This window comes from Mesorhizobium sp. WSM4849 (assembly GCF_055811385.1).
In genome coordinates this window covers 78,062-97,007 of the sequence record NZ_JBVVPW010000001.1, presented here as the reverse complement: position 1 = coordinate 97,007, position 18,946 = coordinate 78,062, and the positions used below count along the sequence as shown (strand labels likewise).

Below are 18,946 nucleotides of genomic sequence, written 5' to 3'. Positions count from 1 at the left end.
TCACGACCTCTTCAGCTTGGGATCGAAGGCATCGCGCAGCCCATCGCCGATCAGGTTGATCGCAAGCACAGTGATCAGGATGGCAAGGCCGGGGAAGGTCACCACCCATGGCGCGCGCAGGATGAACTCGCGTGCCGTGGCCAGCATCGTGCCCCATTCCGGCGTTGGCGGCTGCGCGCCGACGCCGAGGAAGCCGAGAGCCGCGGCCTCGAGAATGGCGTTGGAGAAGGACAGCGTCGCCTGCACGATCAGCGGCGCCATGCAGTTCGGCAAGATCGTCTTCACCATCAGCCTGAGATGACTGGCACCGGCCACCTTGGCGGAGATCACATATTCGCGGTTCTTTTCGGCCATCACTGCCGCGCGTGTGAGCCGCGCGAAATGCGGCTGCAGCACCAGTGCAATCGCCAGCATGGCGTTGAACAGGCCGGGTCCGAGGATCGCCACCAGAACCAGGGCAAGGAGCAGCGACGGGAAGGCCAGGATGACGTCCATGATACGCATGATCAGCGTATCGACCCAGCCGCGGAAATAGCCGGCGAGCACGCCGAGGATGATGCCGCTGGTCAGCGAGAAAACGACGACGACCAGACCGATGAACAGCGAGAACCGCGCCCCGAAAATCAGCCGCGAAAGCATGTCGCGGCCGACCGCATCGGTGCCGAGCAGGAACATCGACCTGCCGCCCTCCTGCCAGGCCGGCGGCGTCAGCAGCGCATCGCGAAACTGTTCGTCAGGCGAATGCGGCGCGACCAGTGGCGCGAGAATCGCCACCAGCACCAGGGCCGAGAACACGACCAGGCCGATGACGGCGCCGGTGTTCATCGAGTAGTAATGCCAGAACTCGGTGAAGGCGCGTTGCCGGCCGCCGGGCGGAATGGAGGCGGCGGTGGCTTCTGCCGTGGTTTGGTCGGTCATCTCACTGCACCCGGATACGTGGGTTGATAACGGCGTAGAGCACGTCGACGATCAGGTTCACCGCCATGACGATCAGCGCGATGATCAGCAAGCCGCTCTGGACGACGACATAGTCGCGCTTGGCGATCGCGTCGATCATCCACTTGCCGATACCGGGCCAGGAAAAGATCGTTTCGGTCAGGATGGCGCCCGCCATCAGCGTGCCGACCTGGAGGCCGATGGTGGTGACGACGGGGATCAGCGCATTGCGAAAAGCGTGAAGCCCGATGACACGGCGCGGCGCCAGGCCCTTGGCGCGGGCGGTGCGGACGTAGTCCTCGCCCAGCACCTCCAACATCGCCGACCGCGTCTGGCGCGCTATGACGGCAAGCGGAATCGTCGCCAGCACGATCGCCGGCAGGACCAGATGACTGGCGGCGGACCTGAAAGCGCCGCTCTTGCCGGAGATCAGGCTGTCGATCAGCATGAACCCCGTCGTCGGCTTGAAGAAATACTGAAGGCCGATGCGGCCGGAAACCGGCGTCCAACCGAGATAGCCGGAGAAGAAGATGATGAGCAGCAGCCCCCACCAGAAGATCGGCATCGAATAGCCGGTCAGCGCCACACCCATCGTCGCCTGGTCAAACCATGATCCGCGCTTGACCGCGGCGAAGATGCCGGCGGGAATGCCGATGAGTACGGCGATGATCAGCGCGATCGTCGCCAGTTCCAGCGTGGCCGGAAACAGCGCCTGGAATTCACCGAGCACAGGCCGCTTGGTGGCGATCGATATGCCGAAGTCGCCGGTCAGGACTCTGCCGATATACTCGAGATACTGGACGACATAAGGCCGGTTGTAGCCAAACCGCTCGATAAGCTCCGCGTAGCGTTCGGGGCTGACGCCGCGCTCGCCGGCCAGGGCCAGGATCGGGTCGCCCGGCAGAAGCCGGACGAAAGCGAACGCCGCCAGCGATATGCCGAACACGGTCGGGATGATCAAGGCGAGCTTGTGGAGGAGATAGCGGAGCATCTTACTTCATAGAACGGCGGCGCCGGAAGTCCAGCGCCGCCGTCCAATTTCTCAGGAGTTATTCGGTGACGTCGACGCCGTCAAACCGATGAATGCCGAGCGGATCCATGACGAAGCCCGAAACCTTCTTGTTCATCGGCATGAAGACCTTGGAATGGGCGATGGTCAGCCACGGGGCCTCACGCTTGAACACGACCTGAGCTTCCTCGTAGATCTTGGTGCGCTCAGCGACATCAGTGGTCGCCTTGCCCTTCTGCAACAAGGCTTCGAACTCCTGGTTGCACCAGATCGCATAGTTGGACTGGCCAATGGCATCGCAGCCGAGCAGGAACAGGAAGTTGTCTGGATCGCCATTGTCGCCGGTCCAGCCGAGCTGGAAGGCGCCGTCACGATCCTTCTGCTTGCCGCGTTCGCGATACTCGGTCCATTCGTAGCTGACGATCTCGGCCTTCACGCCGATCTTGGCATAGTCGGCCTGGATCAGTTCCGCGACTCTTTTGGCGTTCGGATTGTACGGGCGGCTGACCGGCATTGCCCAGATCTTCATCGACAGGTCCTTGACGCCGGCGTCGGCCAGCATCTTTTTGGCCGCGTCCGGATCGTATGGATCGTCCTTGATGTCCTTGTTGTAGGACCACATCGTCGGCGGGATCGGGTTTATGGCCGCCTGGCCAGCGCCCTGATAGACCGCATCGAGAATGGCCTGCTTGTTGACGGCCATGTTGAGCGCCTTGCGGACCTCGACCTTGTCGAAGGGCGGTTGCGTCGTGTTGTAGGCCATGTAGCCGATGTTCAGGCCTTCCTGCTCGTCGACCTTGAGGTTTGGGTCAGCCTGCAGGCCGGCGATGTCGGCCGGCGCCGGGTACGACATGATATCGCACTCGCCTGCCTTCAGCTTCTGCGCGCGCACGGCCGGATCGGTCGTGATGGCGAAGATCAGATCGTCGATCTTCTGGCGGCCGCCATAGTAGCCGTCCCATGCCGCATAGCGGATGACCGCATCGACCTGGTAGTCGACGAACTGGAACGGACCGGTGCCGATCGGCTTCTGGGTGAATTGCTGCCTGGTGCCGGCCTTGTCGAGCTGATCGGCATATTCCTTGGAGACGATCGAAGCGAAATCCATCCCGAGGTCCGGCAGAAAAGCGACTTCAGGCTTGTTCAGCACGAATTTCACCGTCAGGTCGTCGACCTTGACGATTTCCTTGAGAAGATCCGGGAAGCCCATGCCGGCAAAATATTCCCAGCCGGTGCCTGCCAGATAATCGAACCACGGGTTTTCCTTCTTCCACTGGCGTTCGAAGGAGAAGATCACGTCGTCGGCGTTGAGATCGCGCGTCGGCGTGAAGTAGTCCGTGGTCTGGAACTTCACACCCGGCCGAAGCTTGAACGTGTATTCGAGACCGTCGTCGGAAACCGTCCAGCTCTCGGCGAGGCCAGGCGTGATGGTGGTCTTGCCGTGTTCGAACTCGACCAGGCGCGAATAGATGGTGCGCGACGACGCGTCGAAGTCGTTGCCACCGCTCCACGGCGATGGGTCGAAGCCGGCCGGCGACGCCTCCGAGCAGTAGACCAGCTGTTTCGCATTGGCCATGCCGCCGAGGACGCTTGCGGCCAGCAACGCGGCCGCAAAAGTCAGTTTCTTTTTCATGGAGGACTCCCTGATGTTCTTCCAAGCCCCTCTATCAGGCTCGCGAAGCGCGCATATAAGCACCGTTTTTCCGGCTTTGGAACACCCCGTTTGCCTACCCCATGGGAAGCAGAATTTATTTCTGTGCACACGCCAAAAAGGAGAAGGAAATGTCAATTACTGCCTATCACGGTATTGTTAACGACTGCATTTTTTTATTGATCTTCAACCCGGCGTTGGTGAGGAACTGCGACCTTCGGCTGGTCGTTGGCGCGGAAGGTTTTGTTCCCGTCTTGCCGCAGGGCGAGACTTGCACGGCTGCCGATAGTCGCAATACATAGTTGGCACGCTGGTTTTCCTGGGTGCCCGGCAGCAGCGGAGGACGTCTCTGGCATTCGGAGGCAACGCGGCGGGCAAGCAGAGACAATAAGAACAACCGAGGAGGGACAGGTGGCAAAAGCACCAAGGACGACGGCCCCAGCGAAAGCGAAGGCCAAAACTGCCGCAAAACCGGCCAGCTCCGACAAGCCAAAGGCGCCGACGGCCAACGCCGTTGCCAAGCCGAAAGCGGCCCCGACAACGGCTTCATCGGCGTCGAAGCCGGGCCCGGCCACGAGATTGCCGAAAGCGGTTGCGCCGGAAAAGCCTTGGCTCAAGAGCTATCCGAAGGTCGTTCCGGCCGAGATCGGCGCCCTGCCCTTCGGCTCCATCGGCGATCTGCTCGCCGACGCCTGCAAGCAGTATGCCAGCCGGCCTGCCTTCACCTGCATGGGCAAGACCATCACCTATGCGGAAGTCGAGCGGCAATCGGCCGCCTTCGGCGCCTATCTGCAGTCGACGGGACTGCAGAAGGGCGCACGCGTGGCGCTGATGATGCCGAACGTGCTGCAATATCCGGTGGCGATGATGGCAGTGCTGCGCGCCGGCTATATCGTGGTCAACATCAACCCGCTCTACACGCCGCGCGAGTTGGAACATCAGCTCAAGGATTCAGGTGCGCAAGCCATCGTCATTCTCGAGAATTTCGCCAACACCTTGCAGGCGGTGATCGCCAAGACGGCGATCAAGCATATCGTGGTCGCGGCGATGGGCGACATGCTTGGCAGCCTGAAAGGGACGATCGTCAATCTCGTCGTGCGCCGCGTGAAGAAGATGGTGCCGGCCTGGTCGCTGCCGGGCCATGTCAAGTTCAACGCCGCGTTGATGGCAGGCGCCGGCATGAATTTCAAGCCAGTGCATGTCGCTGCCGACGACGTCGCCTTCCTGCAATATACCGGCGGCACCACCGGCATCTCGAAGGGCGCGGTGCTGCTGCACAGCAACGTGCTGGCCAACGTGGCGCAGAACGCGCTCTGGATCGAGGACGCCTTCACGGTCAAGCCGAAGCCGGCGCATCTCAACTTCATCTGTGCGCTGCCGCTCTATCATATCTTCGCGCTGACGGTGAACGCACTGATGGGCATGCAGTTGGGTGGCCAGAACATACTCATTCCCAATCCGCGCGACATTCCCGGCTTCGTCAAACAACTCGGCAAATACCCGATCCACATCTTTCCGGGCCTCAACACGCTGTTCAACGCGCTGCTCAACAATGAGGATTTCCGCAAGCTCGACTTCAAGCCGCTGATCCTGACGCTGGGTGGCGGCATGGCGGTGCAGAGGGGTGTCGCCGAACGCTGGAAGGCGTTGACCGGCTGCCCGGTCACCGAGGGCTACGGGCTTTCGGAAACCTCGCCGGTGGCCACCGCCAACACATTCAGCAATGGCAACTTCACCGGCACGATCGGCCTGCCGCTGCCCTCGACCGCGATCGCCATCCGCGACGACGACGGCAATGATTTGCCGCCCGGCGAAGTCGGCGAGATCTGCATCCGCGGACCGCAGGTGATGGCCGGTTACTGGAGCCGGCCGGACGAGACCGCCAAGGTGATGACCAAGGACGGTTTCTTCAAGTCGGGCGACATGGGCTTCATGGACGAGCGCGGCTACACCAAGATCGTTGACCGCAAGAAGGACATGATCCTTGTGTCCGGCTTCAACGTCTATCCGAACGAACTCGAGGAAGTGGTGGCCCTGCATCCGGGCGTGCTCGAAGTGGCGGCGATCGGCGTGCCGGACGAGCATTCAGGCGAAGTGCCGAAGCTGTTCGTCGTCAAGAAGGACCCGTTGCTGACCGCTGAGGTGCTGACTGTCTATTGCCGCGAGAACCTGACCGGCTACAAGCGGCCAAAATACATCGAGTTTCGGACCGAACTGCCGAAGACGCCGGTGGGCAAGATCCTGCGGCGGGCGTTACGGGGATAGTATAATTTTGGGCGATTGCCTTACTGTCGACAACGCGGCGGATACGCTTTCCCGTCCCGATCCACTGACATTCATCAAGGCGAACATGCGGATCGCCCCTGTTCCCGCGCTGCCCGAAATCCGGCTTTACGCAGCCCATCCAGCGAGCGGTCTGTGGCGGCTCACGCATCAAGATGGACAAGCAGCCGAGCCGGAAGAAGAAGGAACCGAAGCCGACGAGTACGGGCCCGACCCGCAGCCACCTTACTGGGCCTATGCCTGGGCCGGCGGCGCGGTGCTTGCCCGCTACATTCTCGATCGGCCGGAGACCGTGGCCGGGCTTCGCGTGCTCGACCTCGGCGCCGGGTCGGGCCTCGTCGGCATCGCCGCGGCAAAGGCCGGCGCCAGCCAAGTGATCGCGTCCGAGATCGACCGCAACGGGGTCGCCACGCTCGGTCTCAATGCGGTGGCGAACGGTGTTACGATCACGGTGGTCGGCGAGGATATCACCGCTGGTCCGCCGCCATCGGTGGATGTCGTGGCGGCCGGCGACTTGTTTTACCGGCAAGATCTCGCCGACCGGGTCGTACCCTTCCTCGACCGCTGCCTGGCCGCCGGCATCAATGTGCTGATCGGCGACCCGGGCCGCGCCTACTTGCCCCGCTCGCGGCTTCGCCTGCTGGCCGAATACCAGGTACCGGATGTCGGCGAGGCAAAAGATGCGGCAACGAAGCCGAGCGGCGTGTTCTCGTTCGAGCCGGAGCAGCCCTGCGAGTTCAGGTCGTCTCCTTGACTCTTGCCGAAAGAAAGTCGGGCAGGTCGGCAACCGAATCCAGAATGACGTCGGCGATCTGCGACAGCGATTCCCGCGTGCCGGTGCCGGAGAGCACGCCGATCGCCAGACCGCAGCCGCCGGCCCGCGCCATCTCCAGATCGTGGCGATTGTCGCCGACCATGGCGATCGCGGCCGGCCTCAGGCCGGTCAGGTCCGAGAAGGCGAGGATCGTATCGGGCGCCGGTTTCGGATTGGCCACCGCGTCGTAACCAAAGGCGGCGTCGAACAGCTGCGCGACACCCAGCGTCAGCAATGTCTTTTCCGCGCCAGTGGTCGAATCGTTGGTGGCGACGCCGAGCCGGTAGGATTTCCTGTGAAGAACGCCAAGCGTCTCGACAATGCCCGGCAGCGCCACCGCCATCGACGAGCCCTGCACCGACGTGATCTCGTTGAAGCGAGCGACGGCAAGCATCTGGTCTTCGTCGGACAGTCGCGGAAACCAAAGCTCGACGACATCCATGTTGGTGCCGGAGGCAAAGATGGAATCGGGCTTGAAGCGTTTGGTGGCGAAATCGTAGCCCGCCGCCGCTAGCAGCCTGTCGGCCTTCCAGCGGTCGCCCTCCGACGCATCCATCGCCATGAAATCGGCAACGCCGAGCCATGTCGCATTGAAGTCGACAAGCGTGCCGTCCTTGTCGAACAATATTCCCTTGATCTCGGCCAAGCCGCTTACTCCGATCCGCGCAATCGGTGGATGTGTCCCACCAGTCCGGCGGTCGAAGCGTCCCGCTTTGCGGCATTCTCCTTGCCCTCCACGACAGGCAGCAGGCCGGTCGCCAGTTCCTTGCCGAGCTCGACGCCCCACTGGTCGAAGGAATTGATGTTGAAGAGCGTGCCTTCGACGAAGACGCGGTGCTCATAGAGCGCGATCAGCCGTCCGAACGTATGCGGATCGAGTTGTCTGTAGAGGATCGTCACTGAGGGCCGGTTGCCGGAGAAGACGCGGTGCGGGGCGATCCTGTCGACTTCGGCGGGCGCCATGCCCTTTGCCAGCATCTGCGCGCGCGCTTCCTCCAGCGTGCGGCCCTTCATGAAGGCCTCCGACTGCGCCAGGCAGTTGGCGAGCAGCAGATCGTGGTGATGCTTGAGATCCGGCTCATGGCCGATGGCCGCGGCGAGGAATTCGACTGGAATGAAATCGGTGCCCTGGTGGAGCAGCTGGAAGAAGGCGTGCTGGCCATTGGTGCCGGGCTCGCCCCAGACCAGTGGGCCGGTCGGCGTGGTCACAGTGCCGCCGTCGAGGGTTACGCTCTTGCCGTTCGATTCCATGTCGAGCTGCTGCAGATAGGCCGGCAGCCTGGACAGGCGCTGATCATAGGGAATGACGGCGCGGGCGGGGTATTGGCAGATCACCCGATGCCACCAGCCGATCAATCCCATCAGCGCCGGCAGGTTCCTGGCCAGCGGCGCCGTCTGGAAATGTTCGTCCATCGCGTGCGCGCCATCGAGAAAGGCGCGAAAATTCTTCGGGCCGACGGCGATCATCACCGGCAGGCCGATCGCGCCCCAGACTGAGTAGCGTCCACCGACCCAGTCCCAGAAGCCGAAGACGCGGTCGGACGCGATGCCGAATTTGGCCACCAGGTCCAGCGCCGTCGAGACGGCGGCGAAATGCTTACCGACCGCTTCCTTGCCCAGCGCCTTCCGCACCCATTCGCGCGCCGTCTCGGCATTGGTCATCGTCTCGATGGTGGTGAAGGTCTTCGAGGCGACGATGAACAGTGTGGTTTCGGCGGAAAGGCCCTTCAGCGTGTCGTGGATATGGGCGCCGTCGATGTTGGACACGTAATGCGTGCGCGGCCCGTCGTGATAGGGCGCCAGCGCCAGCGTCGCCATGGCCGGGCCAAGGTCGGATCCGCCGATGCCGATGTTGACGATGTCGGTGATCTTCTTGCCGGTGGCGCCGGCGGCCTTGCCAGAGCGCACGGCATCGGCGAAGGCGCCCATCGCATCGAGCACGGCGACAACCTCCGCCTTCACGTCCTGGCCGTCGAGCACGATGCCCTTGCCGTTCAGGTTGCGCAGCGCGGTGTGCAGCACGGCGCGGCCTTCGGTGACGTTGATCCTCTTGCCCGAGAACATCGCGGCGCGCCGGCCTTCGAGATCGGCGGCTCCCGCCAGCTTCTCCAGCAGATCCATCGTCTGCGCATCGACCGCGCATTTCGACCAGTCGAGCAGCAGGTCGCCGTCGGCGGCTGAGAATTTTTCGAAGCGCTGCGGATCAGCAGCAAAAGCCTCGCGCATGCTGCCCGATTTTGCCGCACGGTGATCGCGCAGGGCGTCGAGCTGTTTTTGAAAGGACGATTGATCCACTGCCTCACTCCGAGCTTGAGATGCCAACATAACAGACCGGATGTTTCCGGCGCGTGTCGTCGCGTCCAAACTATCTAGCCGAAATCCACTGGTTTCAATGCGCAGCGATGACGCACTGCGTCAGGCAGCGATGACGCGTTGCGTCACGCTGGGATGATGCACGGCGTCAGGCAGCGATGACGCGTTGCGTCACGCGGGGGAAGGATCACTGGCGTAAATCCCAGCGATCAGAAAAATTGATTGGCGCAACAGCTTGTGCCACCGGTACATTCGACTGGTCCAGCCAAGTGAAAAAAGCTGGCCATCGAGGAACACCTTCCATGCCACAGCGAAACGACACGGCCATATGGTCCGGCCTGTTCCGGATTTCGGCGGAATCCGGCCAGACCCTGCAGGCGCAGATCCGTCAAGCGATCGTCGCCGCCATCCTCGACCGGCAGATCGCCGCCTCGATGCCGCTTCCGTCCTGCCGGATCCTGGCCGAGAAACTCGGCGTGGCGCGCGGCACCGTGGTGCTGGCCTTCCAGCAGCTCGTCGACCAGGGTTTCCTGGTGGCGCGCGAACGGCGCGGCCATTTCGTCAATCCCGACGTGCTGGCGACGCCGGCCAAACCGCATCAGAAGGCGCCCGACCAGGCCAACGAGATCGACTGGAAGGCGCGTCGGCAGATCGCGGCCAGTGACATGCCGCCGCCGGCCAAGCACGACAACTGGATCAAGTCGTCCTACCCCTTCGTCTATGGTCAGTTCGATCCGGCGCTGTTCCCGACCGCCGAGTGGCGCGAGTGCAACCGCATGGCCCTCGCCGTGCTCGAGATCCGCAACTGGGCGTCCGACATGGTCGACCGCGACGACCCGCTGCTGATCGAGCAGATCCAGGCGCGGCTGTTGCCGCGGCGCGGCATCTTCGCCAATCCCGATGAAATCATCGTCACGCTCGGCGCGCAGAACGCGCTCTACATGCTGGCGACGCTGCTGATGACCAAGGGCTCCAAGGTGGCCATGGAAGACCCCGGCTATCCCGACGCACGCTCGATCTTCCGGTTGGCGGGTGCCGACGTCACGCCGGTTCCGGTCGACCATTCCGGCATTGTAACCGCTTCTATTCCCAACGATTCCGGCTTCGTCTTCGTGACGCCCAGCCACCATTGCCCGACCATGGTGCCGCTATCGGCGGAGCGCCGGCAGGATTTGCTGGCGCGCGCCAATCGCCACAACCAGATCATCATCGAGGACGGCTATGACAGCCAGCTTCTGGACGAGGCGCCGCAGCAGGCGCTGAAGAGCCTCGACCGTTCCGGCCGCGTCATCTATGTCGGCTCGATGTCGAAGACGCTGGCTCCGGGTCTGCGGCTCGGCTACATCGTCGCCTCGGCCGGGCTGATCTCCGAGCTTCGCGCGCTGCGCCGCTTCATGCTGCGTCATCCGCCGGCCAACAACCAGCGCGCAGTCGCGCTGTTCCTGTCGCTTGGCCATCACGAGGCGCTGGTGCGGCGGCTGTCGAGCGCCTTCGACGAACGGCGCAAGCGTCTGATCCATGCCATTTCCGCCTTCCTGCCTGAGTGGCGCTCGACCGATTCCGCCGGTGGCGCGTCGCTCTGGCTCGAAGGGCCTCGCGGCACCGATTCGCGCGGGCTGGCCGAGGCCGCCGCCTCGCGCAGCGTCATCATCGAGCCCGGCGACCGCTTCTTCGACCGCACCGAAAAGCCGTCACGCTTTATGCGGCTGGGCATCTCCTCGATCGCGCTGCAGCACATCGAGCCCGGCATCCGAGAACTGGCGACGGCGGCCGGGCGCAGACCGGCGGCGGCTTGATGCCTGGACCGGACCGGGACCGGCCACCGTTCTTTAGCGCCCTGGCATATGCGACGGGACCGTCTGGCTCATAGGCTGTGCCAATGCCGACGGCATAGTTCGAAGCATAGCGCATGACCCCGGAACCAGTCTTCGGTTTCCGGAAAGGATCATGCGCAAGCAGGAAAGTCTTAGAGCGTCCTTTGCGCGTCCAAGTGGACGCGCGGCGCTCTAACGGGGACGAAGCGGGCCGATGGTGGACCAACCACCGCCGCCCGCTTCGCAGCTAAAGGTGGAGTGCCTCCCATGTCAGTGGCTGTTGAGAAGCCGGATACGCCCTCGGACCAACGTTCGCGGCGTTCCGGCGGGCGCGAAGCGCGTCGCGCCATGCGGGCGGCGCCCCTTGCCGACGATATCAAGCCGGTGCGCGCCGGCCTCGAAGGCGGAAGCTACGGGCCGCTCAGCGAAAACGACCGCGAGCGCATTCACGAAGCGGTGCTGACGCTGCTTGAAACGGTCGGCTTCGCCAACGCCATCCCATCCTGCATCGAGGCGCTGACCAAGGCCGGCGCCACCCTCGGCGAGGACGGCCGCATTCGTTTTCCGCGCGCGCTCGTCCTCGATACCATCAAGAAGGCCGCACGCCGTTTCACGCTGCATGGCCAGGATCCCAAGCACGACATGCTGATCCAGGGCAAGCGCGTGCATTACGGCACGGCGGGCGCCGCGGTGCATCTGGTCGACGTCGAGAAGCGCTGTTATCGCGAGTCGCTGCTGCAGGACATCTATGACGCGGCCCGCATCGTCGAAGGGCTCGACAACATCCATTTCTTCCAGCGGCCGATGGTGCCGCGCGACATTCCCGATCCGCTCGACATGGACTTCAACACGCTTTACGCCTGCGTGATGGGCACGTCGAAGCATGTCGGCACTTCCTTCACGGTACGCGAGAACGTCAAGCCGGCGCTCGACATGCTCTATGCGATTGCCGGCGGCGAAGAGAATTTTCGCGCCCGGCCTTTCGTCTCCAATTCGAACTGTTTTGTCGTGCCACCGATGAAATTCGCCGAGGACGCCTGCGGCGTACTCGAGGCCTGCGTCGAAGGCGGCATTCCAATCCTATTGCTGTCGGCCGGCCAGGCGGGTGCGACGGCGCCGGCGGCGATCGCCGGTGCGGTGGTGCAAGCGGTGGCCGAGGTGCTCGCCGGCCTCGTCTACGTCAACGCCATCAAACCCGGCCATCCGGCGATCTTCGGCACCTGGCCGTTCGTCTCGGACCTCAGGACCGGCGCCATGTCCGGCGGCTCGGCCGAGCAAGCGGTGCTGACCGCTGCCTGCGCCCAGATGGCGCAATTCTACGACCTGCCGGGCGGTTCGGCCGCCGGCATGACGGATTCGAAACTGCCCGACATTCAGTCCGGTTACGAAAAGGGCATCACTGACGTAATGGCCGGCCTTGCCGGTCTCAACCTTGTCTACGAATCGGCCGGCATGCACGCCTCGCTGCTCGGCTTCTGCCTGGAAAGCCTGATCATCGACAACGACATGCTCGGCCATTGCCTGCGCTGCGTGCGCGGCATCGAGGTGACCGATGAGTCGCTGTCGATAGACACCATCGCCGACGTCTGCCTGAAGGGGCCTGGTCACTATCTCGGCAACGAGCAGACGCTGCGGCTGATGCAGACGGAATATTTCTATCCGGCGGTCGGCGACCGCTTTTCGCCGAAGGAGTGGAACGAGAAGGGCAGGCCCGACATCTTGCAGCGGGCGATCATCGAGAAGAAACGCATCCTCGCCGAGCGCTTCCCGCGCCATGTGCCGAAGCCGGTCGACGACAAGTTGCGCGCCCGCTTCGGCAATCTTATCCATCTGCCGCGCAGCGGCATGGGCGGCTGAAGACGCTACTCGTCAAAACGGTCAGTCGACGCCCAACCCGTAGCGCTCGACGACCTCGCCACTGATCAGCTTGGCATGCAGCGTCATCAGTATGATTTGCGCATCGAAGCTGTCGCCGGCCTCAAGTGCCGCCTCGAGCCGGCGCTCCGCGTCCAGCCTATGTTGAAGGCCGTTGGATTGCTCGAATGCTTCCGGCCCGGCAACGCAATAGCCAAGCAGCAGCGCCACCGGTGGATAGGCTTGTGGTGGCGGCTCGTCGGGCCAGTGATCCTTCATCAGATTGACGATGGTGAGCTTTGCTCCTTCCGGCACAAGGGCGGGATGAAGGTCGACGCCGCGTAACGCGGCGTCGAGTTGCCTGAGGTCGCCTGAACGGCCGAACATTCCGAGGAAGCCTAGGGAGGAGCGCCGTTTCGCCATGATGTTCCTAACCGAATGCCCGAAACCGCGGCGAAGCGCCGGCCGCACGCAACCGCTAAAGCGCGTCGCGTTTGACCGGGCGCATGCGACGCGCTTTAGGTTGTTGTTTATGCATGTCGTTATCGCAAAACCGCTGCACACTTTTGCGCGACATGCATTAACCGCTCGCTGCCAGCAACAAAACACCAGCGAGGGCCGATCCCGCCAGCGTCGGCAGCATGCCGATCTTCAGCTTCAGAATGGCGATCATGGCAGCACACGACAGCAGCGCCGCACCCCAGTCGATCGATGAAAACACCGGCACGTCCATCCCAAGACCGACGTTGCGCACCTCGCCGAAGATGACGTGCAAGCCGAACCACAGAGCGAGATTCATGATGACGCCGACGACGGCGGCGGTGATCGCGCCCAGCGCCGCCGACAGCGCCTTGTTGCCGCGCAGGGATTCGATGTAGGGCGCACCGAGGAAGATCCAGAAGAAGCAAGGCGTGAACGTGGCCCACAGCGTGAGCATCGCCCCAAGCGATCCGGCAAGCAGCGGGCTCAACGATCCGGATTGGCGGAACGCGGCAAGAAAGCCGACGAACTGCAGGACGAGAATGAGCGGACCCGGCGTGGTTTCAGCAAGCCCGAGGCCATCGACCATTTCACCGGGTGCGAGCCAGCCGAAGGACTCGACCGCTGCCTGCGCGACATAGGCAAGGACTGCGTAGGCGCCGCCGAAGGTGACGACCGCCATGACGCTGAAGAACCCACCAATCTGCGTCCACACGCTAGCAGACCCGGTAAAAGCCCAGATCAGAAGCACGGGCCCGAGCCAGATCGGCAGCCAGATCGCGATGGTCCGCGGCGCATGCCATCGCGTCGGCCTGGTGTGGGCCAGCTCGCCGCGCTCGAACATCAGGTCGACCGCGCCCTTGATGTCGGGAACCGCGTTTTTGCCGTGCGCCGCGCCGGAAAAAAGCGCCGGCGCAATACGGTTTCCAATCCATCCTGCCAGGCCGGCAAGCAGGATGATGAGCGGAAACGGCACGTTCAAAGCATAGATAGCGATGAAGGCGGCGAGCGCGATCAACACCATGACCCGATTCTTGAGGGCACGTCGTCCGATCCGGATCATCGCCTCGATCACGATGGCGAGCACGGCTGCTTTCACCCCGAAAAACAGCGCCTCGACCAGGGGAGCGTCGCCATACAGCGCATAGAGGATGCTCAACGTGAGCATCACAAGCGCGCCCGGCGCGACGAACAGGACACCGGCGACCAGGCCGCCGATCGTCCGGTGCAGCAGCCAGCCGATATAGATGGCGAGTTGCTGGGCTTCAGGGCCGGGCAGCAGCATGCAGTAGTTCAACGCATGCAGGAAACGTTGCTCGCCGATCCAACGCCGTTCCTCGACCAATTCCTTGTGCATGAGTGCGATCTGCCCGGCCGGCCCGCCGAAGCTGAACAGGCCGATTTTCGCCCAGAGTTTTACGCCTTCACGGAAGGATGGCGCAGCCGGCGCTTCGACGGTCTCGCCCGTTTTTCCCGAAGTCGCCATTTTGTCAGAAGCCCCCGTTTTGTCAGAAGGCCCCTTTTCTTCCGAAGCTTGGGCGCTCATGATGGCTTGCTTGGCCAGTTGTGCGTCTCCTCGGTGGCGTCGCGGCACCATCGGTAAAACGCATCGTAGAGCAGCATGCCCGCCTCCATCTGTTCCAGATCGTCGCGAAACATCCGCGACAGGCCAAGCGAGGCGGCCAAGAATCCGGCTGCCTGGGGAACCAGATCGAGGCTTGCGGTATCGGCTGCGCGCACGATCATGGCCAGGCGGTCGAGCGCCTCGGATTCGAGCCCGAACTCTTCGATCATCGTGTCGAAGGTGCAGCGTTCGCCCCGGTGAGTCCAGAACACATTGTCGATGTCAAAAGGCACGGCCTGAAAGCGATCCGCAGTGGCCGACACTTCGGCCGCCTCGACGAAGAGGAAGACCGCGCTCGGATCGATGAAGCGCCTGATCAGCCAGGGGCAGGCGATGCGATCGACCTTCGGGCGGGTCCGCGTCACCCACATGGTGCGGCCCTTTTCATCGCGGGGCGGCATCTTGCCGGCGTGGATCAAAGGTCCCTTGGCATCACGCCAGGCTTCGAACCCGCCTTCGAGGGATTCGGCACCGACGCCCTCATGCCGCAGCCATGCGGCCACGCCTTGCGAGAGCTTTTGTCCTCTTTGGCAGACGACCGCCACTCGGCTGCCGGCGAATTCGGATGCCCAGGTCGAGACGGTTTTGAAATCACGCCGGTTTGAGGCCGGCAGCAGGCGCGGATCGGCGTTGTAGTCCTCTTCGATGCGAACATCGATGATCGCGGGCGCACCCGGCAGACCAATCAGACGCGAAAGTTGCGATACGGTGATAGCGGTTGTCGACGGCATGGCGTCCACCTCCTTGAGAGAGAAGCTTGGACGCGAACGTTGGGCTGACGCCTCACGGGGTCGTCGCGATGCACCCCTTGCCATGATCGTGGATTTGTCGCGCCCGCTTGTCAAGCGTCATGCCTGGAGCAAAGGATGCTCTGGCTCCGGCGGCCGGCTTGGCGGAGCCAGAACACGTCTGGGAGGAAACCATGAAAAAGACCTATCACGGCAGCTGCCATTGCGGTGCGGTGCGTTTCGAAGCCGAAATCGACCTCGCCGAAGGCATCCGCAAATGCAATTGCAGCTTCTGCTGGAAACTCGGCTACCGGAAATCCTTCGCAGCCTATGAAGCCGTGCGGGTGACGGACGGCCGCGACCGGATGCGGGAATACCAGGCGACGCCGTCGAACTGGCCGGAAGGCGACATCAATCACTATATGTGCCCGAACTGCGGCGCGAATTTTCTCTCGCGCGGCTATCTCGACTTCATGGGCGGGAATTTCTGGGCGGTGAACGTCGCCTGCCTCGACGACGTCACCGAAGAGGAACTCGCCGCAGCACCGATCGTCTACGAGGACGGCAAGCGCGACAGGCAGGATCAGGCGCCGGAGATCACCAGCTATCTCTGAGCGGCGGGTCAGCAAACATCTGACGGCGGCTTGATCGTATCAAGCCGCCGCGAGCGGAAAGCGCCGCAGACCGACGTCTAAAGCGCGTCGTCTGAAGCACGCGACGCCCTTTAGACCTTATTTATGCATGTCGTTGTCCCAAAACCGCTGCACACTTTTGGGCGACATGCATTAGTGATTGTCCCGCGGCACGCCCCTGGTGTGCGCCACATCCTGGTATTTCACCGCCGGTTTCAGCACCATTCCTTCGGAAAACTGGTCGACCATGCCGCGCTGGATCTCCTGCCATGGCGTCTGGTGCTTGGGGTAGTGATAGCCGCCGCTGTTCTGCAGCTCGGCGCGCCGGCGCGTGATCTCGTCGTCGGTGACGAGAATGTCGGCGGTGCCCTTGCGCAGGTCGATGCGGACGCGGTCACCGGTCTTCAACAGCGCCAGCCCGCCGCCTATGGCGGCTTCGGGCGAGGCGTTGAGGATCGACGGCGAGCCCGACGTGCCCGACTGGCGGCCGTCGCCGATGCAGGCCAGCGCATGAATGCCCTTCTTGATGAGATGGGCCGGCGGCTGCATGTTGACGACTTCGGCGCCGCCGGGATAGCCGATCGGACCGGCGCCGCGCATGAACAGGATCGTGTGCTCGTCGATGCCTTGCGCCGGATCGTCGATGCGGGCGTGGTAGTCTTCGGGCCCGTCGAAGACCATGGCGTTGCCTTCGAAGGCCTCGGGGTCCTTCGGGTTCGACAGATAGCGTTTGCGGAATTCGGGCGAGATGCCGCTGGTCTTCATGATCGCCGAATCGAACAGATTACCCCTAAGATTGATGAAGCCGGCATTAGCTTTCAGCGGCTCGGCGACGGTGCGGATGACGTCGAGATTCTCGTTGACGGCCCCACTGCAATTGTCGCCCATCGTCTTGCCGTTGACGGTCATGGCGTCGGGATGGGGCAACAGCCCGGCCTTCATCAGTTCGGCCACCACCGCCGGCACGCCACCGGCATGGTGATAATCCTCGCCGAGATATTCGCCCGACGGCTGCAGGTTGACGATAAGCGGTATCTTGAGGCCGACCTTCTGCCAGTCGTCATTGTCGAGCGGCACGCCGAGATGGCGGGCGATGGCATTGAGATGGATCGGCGCGTTGGTCGAGCCGCCGATGGCCGAATTGACGACGATCGCATTCTCGAAGGCCTGCCGCGTCATGATGTCGGAGGGCTTCAGATCCTCATGCACCATGTCGACGATGCGTTTTCCTGTCTCATAGGCGATCTGGCCGCGCTCGCGATAGGGCGCGGGGATCGCGGCCGAGCCCGGCAGTTGCATGCCGAGCGCCTCGGCCAGCGAGTTCATGGTGGTGGCGGTGCCCATTGTGTTGCAATAGCCGGTGGACGGCGCCGAGGAAGCGACGATGTCCATGAACTCGTCATAGCCGATCTCGCCGGCCGATAGGCGCTGACGCGATTCCCAGACGATGGTGCCGGAGCCGGTGCGCTTGCCCTTGTGCCAGCCGTTGAGCATCGGGCCGACCGACAGCGCGATGGCCGGAATGTTGACGGTGGCGGCGGCCATCAGCAGGGCCGGCGTCGTCTTGTCGCAGCCGATGGTGAGCACGACGCCGTCGAGCGGGTAGCCGTAGAGCACCTCGACCAGGCCGAGATAGGCAAGATTGCGGTCGAGTGCGGCGGTCGGGCGCTTGCCCGTCTCCTGGATCGGGTGGCACGGGAATTCGAAAGGGATGCCGCCCATCGACACGATGCCCTCGCGCACGCGCTTGGCCAGTTCGAGATGATGGCGGTTGCAGGGCGACAGATCCGAACCGGTCTGGGCGATGCCGATCAGCGGCTTGCCCGACATCAGTTCGGCACGCGTCAGTCCGTAATTCAGGTAGCGCTCGAGATAAAGCGCCGTCATCCCCGGATTGTCGGGATTGTCGAACCACTCCTGCGAGCGAAATTTCTTCTTCGTTGTGGGGGCGCCGGCCATCATGGTCTCCGTATTTGTATGACAAATCGATATGACAACGCGCGAGAGCAGGCAAGAGGCACGCGCCATCCGAATCCGGACTTTGGTGCGATAGACATACATCGGGCCCCACGCTAGACGGGATCGGGGTTTGTCAATTTTGTATCCGGGAGATTTTGATGGCTTTGGTGATCGAAGGCGAGGAACGCATCGCCGCACCCCTGCAAAAAGTGTGGGAAGCGCTGAACGACCCGGACGTTCTGAGGCAGACCATTCCAGGCTGCCAAAGCCTCGAAAAGAAGTCAGACACCGAGATGGGGGCGACCGTGGTGCTCAAGATCGGCCCGATCAAGGCGACGTTCAACGGCGAGGTGACGCTCAGGAATCTCAACCCGCCGCATTCCTACACCATCCAGGGCGAGGGCAAGGGCGGCATCGCCGGCTTTGCCAAAGGCGGCGCCGATGTGACGCTGACCGCCGACGGGCCGGAGGCGACGATCCTCAGATATGCGGCCAAGGCCGATGTCGGCGGAAAGATCGCCCAGCTCGGCAGCCGACTGATCGAATCGACGTCGAAGAAACTTGCCGGGCAGTTTTTTTCGAGTTTTGGCGAGAAGGTGGGCGGCTGAGCATTCCCCTCCCCCTTGAGGGGAGGGTGGCCCGAAGGGCCGGGTGGGGTCGGTGGCGACGCGCTCCGACATTTCTTTCGTAAGAGGTCGAGGCAGCTGAGGCGGGGCCGCCCCCCCGGGGGGGGGGGGGGGGGGGCCGCCCCCGCCCCGCCCGGGGGGGGGGGGGGGGGTTTTGGTGGGGGGGGGTGTTTGGGGGGGGGTGGTGTGGTGGGGGGGGGGGGGGTGTGGGTAGGGATGAAGA

Annotated in this window: 16 protein-coding genes; 7 read left to right on the top strand and 9 right to left on the bottom strand. The window is 63.3% G+C overall.

Features of this window, described 5'->3' with window-relative positions:
• Genes AC0L3L_RS00445 through AC0L3L_RS00435 form a run of 3 tightly spaced genes read right to left on the bottom strand, consistent with a single transcriptional unit; the run spans position 1 to position 3,578 of the window.
• The gene (locus AC0L3L_RS00445) at positions 1–918 is read right to left on the bottom strand and encodes an ABC transporter permease subunit (protein ID WP_473636160.1); all 918 of its coding nucleotides are present in this window, start codon (positions 916–918) and stop codon (positions 1–3) included.
• 1 nt (position 919) lies between these two features.
• Positions 920–1,927 (bottom strand): ABC transporter permease subunit, encoded by a 1,008-nt coding sequence (locus AC0L3L_RS00440; protein ID WP_192357740.1) that lies wholly within the window; start codon positions 1,925–1,927, stop codon positions 920–922.
• A gap of 58 nt (positions 1,928–1,985) precedes the next feature.
• The gene (locus AC0L3L_RS00435) at positions 1,986–3,578 is read right to left on the bottom strand and encodes an ABC transporter substrate-binding protein (protein WP_473636159.1); all 1,593 of its coding nucleotides are present in this window, start codon (positions 3,576–3,578) and stop codon (positions 1,986–1,988) included.
• Between the two features lie 149 nt (positions 3,579–3,727).
• Here AC0L3L_RS00435 and AC0L3L_RS00430 point away from each other — a divergent pair, with 149 nt between their 5' ends.
• The 3 genes from AC0L3L_RS00430 to AC0L3L_RS00420 all read left to right on the top strand — a co-directional run bounded on the left by AC0L3L_RS00430 (position 3,728) and on the right by AC0L3L_RS00420 (position 6,633).
• A complete protein-coding gene (locus AC0L3L_RS00430; protein ID WP_473636158.1) occupies positions 3,728–3,898 on the top strand; it encodes a hypothetical protein in 171 nt (56 codons plus the stop codon).
• A gap of 109 nt (positions 3,899–4,007) precedes the next feature.
• Positions 4,008–5,861: a long-chain-fatty-acid--CoA ligase gene (locus AC0L3L_RS00425; protein ID WP_473636157.1), complete on the top strand. Its 1,854-nt coding sequence runs from the start codon at positions 4,008–4,010 to the stop codon at positions 5,859–5,861.
• A gap of 7 nt (positions 5,862–5,868) precedes the next feature.
• Positions 5,869–6,633 carry a class I SAM-dependent methyltransferase gene (locus tag AC0L3L_RS00420; RefSeq protein ID WP_473636156.1) on the top strand — a complete coding sequence of 255 codons (765 nt, stop codon included), beginning with the start codon at positions 5,869–5,871 and terminating at the stop codon, positions 6,631–6,633.
• Here AC0L3L_RS00420 and AC0L3L_RS00415 read toward each other — a convergent pair.
• Positions 6,617–7,339, bottom strand: coding sequence for an HAD family hydrolase (locus AC0L3L_RS00415; protein WP_473636155.1), 723 nt, complete (start codon positions 7,337–7,339; stop codon positions 6,617–6,619). The genes AC0L3L_RS00420 and AC0L3L_RS00415 overlap by 17 nt on opposite strands.
• 5 nt (positions 7,340–7,344) lie before the next feature.
• Positions 7,345–8,988, bottom strand: coding sequence for a glucose-6-phosphate isomerase (pgi, locus tag AC0L3L_RS00410; protein WP_473636154.1), 1,644 nt, complete (start codon positions 8,986–8,988; stop codon positions 7,345–7,347).
• Positions 8,989–9,308: 320 nt separating this feature from the next.
• Between pgi and pdxR the strand changes: the two genes are divergently transcribed.
• Complete coding sequence (pdxR, locus tag AC0L3L_RS00405) at positions 9,309–10,802, top strand: MocR-like pyridoxine biosynthesis transcription factor PdxR (RefSeq protein WP_352958566.1); 1,494 nt, start codon at positions 9,309–9,311, stop codon at positions 10,800–10,802.
• A gap of 285 nt (positions 10,803–11,087) precedes the next feature.
• Complete coding sequence (locus AC0L3L_RS00400) at positions 11,088–12,677, top strand: trimethylamine methyltransferase family protein (RefSeq protein ID WP_473636153.1); 1,590 nt, start codon at positions 11,088–11,090, stop codon at positions 12,675–12,677.
• A gap of 21 nt (positions 12,678–12,698) precedes the next feature.
• Here the strand turns inward: AC0L3L_RS00400 and AC0L3L_RS00395 are convergent, their stop codons facing one another.
• The 3 genes from AC0L3L_RS00395 to AC0L3L_RS00385 all read right to left on the bottom strand — a co-directional run bounded on the left by AC0L3L_RS00395 (position 12,699) and on the right by AC0L3L_RS00385 (position 15,509).
• On the bottom strand, positions 12,699–13,097 hold the full coding sequence (locus tag AC0L3L_RS00395) for a hypothetical protein (RefSeq protein ID WP_473636152.1): 399 nt from the start codon (positions 13,095–13,097) through the stop codon (positions 12,699–12,701).
• A gap of 157 nt (positions 13,098–13,254) precedes the next feature.
• The gene (chrA, locus tag AC0L3L_RS00390) at positions 13,255–14,640 is read right to left on the bottom strand and encodes a chromate efflux transporter (protein ID WP_473636151.1); all 1,386 of its coding nucleotides are present in this window, start codon (positions 14,638–14,640) and stop codon (positions 13,255–13,257) included.
• Positions 14,641–14,696: 56 nt separating this feature from the next.
• Positions 14,697–15,509 carry a chromate resistance protein ChrB domain-containing protein gene (locus AC0L3L_RS00385; protein WP_473636150.1) on the bottom strand — a complete coding sequence of 271 codons (813 nt, stop codon included), beginning with the start codon at positions 15,507–15,509 and terminating at the stop codon, positions 14,697–14,699.
• Positions 15,510–15,700: 191 nt separating this feature from the next.
• Here AC0L3L_RS00385 and AC0L3L_RS00380 point away from each other — a divergent pair, with 191 nt between their 5' ends.
• Positions 15,701–16,120 (top strand): GFA family protein, encoded by a 420-nt coding sequence (locus AC0L3L_RS00380; RefSeq protein WP_473636149.1) that lies wholly within the window; start codon positions 15,701–15,703, stop codon positions 16,118–16,120.
• Positions 16,121–16,291: 171 nt separating this feature from the next.
• On the opposite strand, the gene AC0L3L_RS00375 is transcribed toward AC0L3L_RS00380, so the two are convergent.
• Positions 16,292–18,097 carry an IlvD/Edd family dehydratase gene (locus AC0L3L_RS00375; RefSeq protein WP_473636148.1) on the bottom strand — a complete coding sequence of 602 codons (1,806 nt, stop codon included), beginning with the start codon at positions 18,095–18,097 and terminating at the stop codon, positions 16,292–16,294.
• A 158-nt stretch (positions 18,098–18,255) separates the two neighbouring features.
• Here AC0L3L_RS00375 and AC0L3L_RS00370 point away from each other — a divergent pair, with 158 nt between their 5' ends.
• Positions 18,256–18,705: an SRPBCC family protein gene (locus tag AC0L3L_RS00370; RefSeq protein WP_292647781.1), complete on the top strand. Its 450-nt coding sequence runs from the start codon at positions 18,256–18,258 to the stop codon at positions 18,703–18,705.
• Positions 18,706–18,946: the final 241 nt, after the last annotated feature.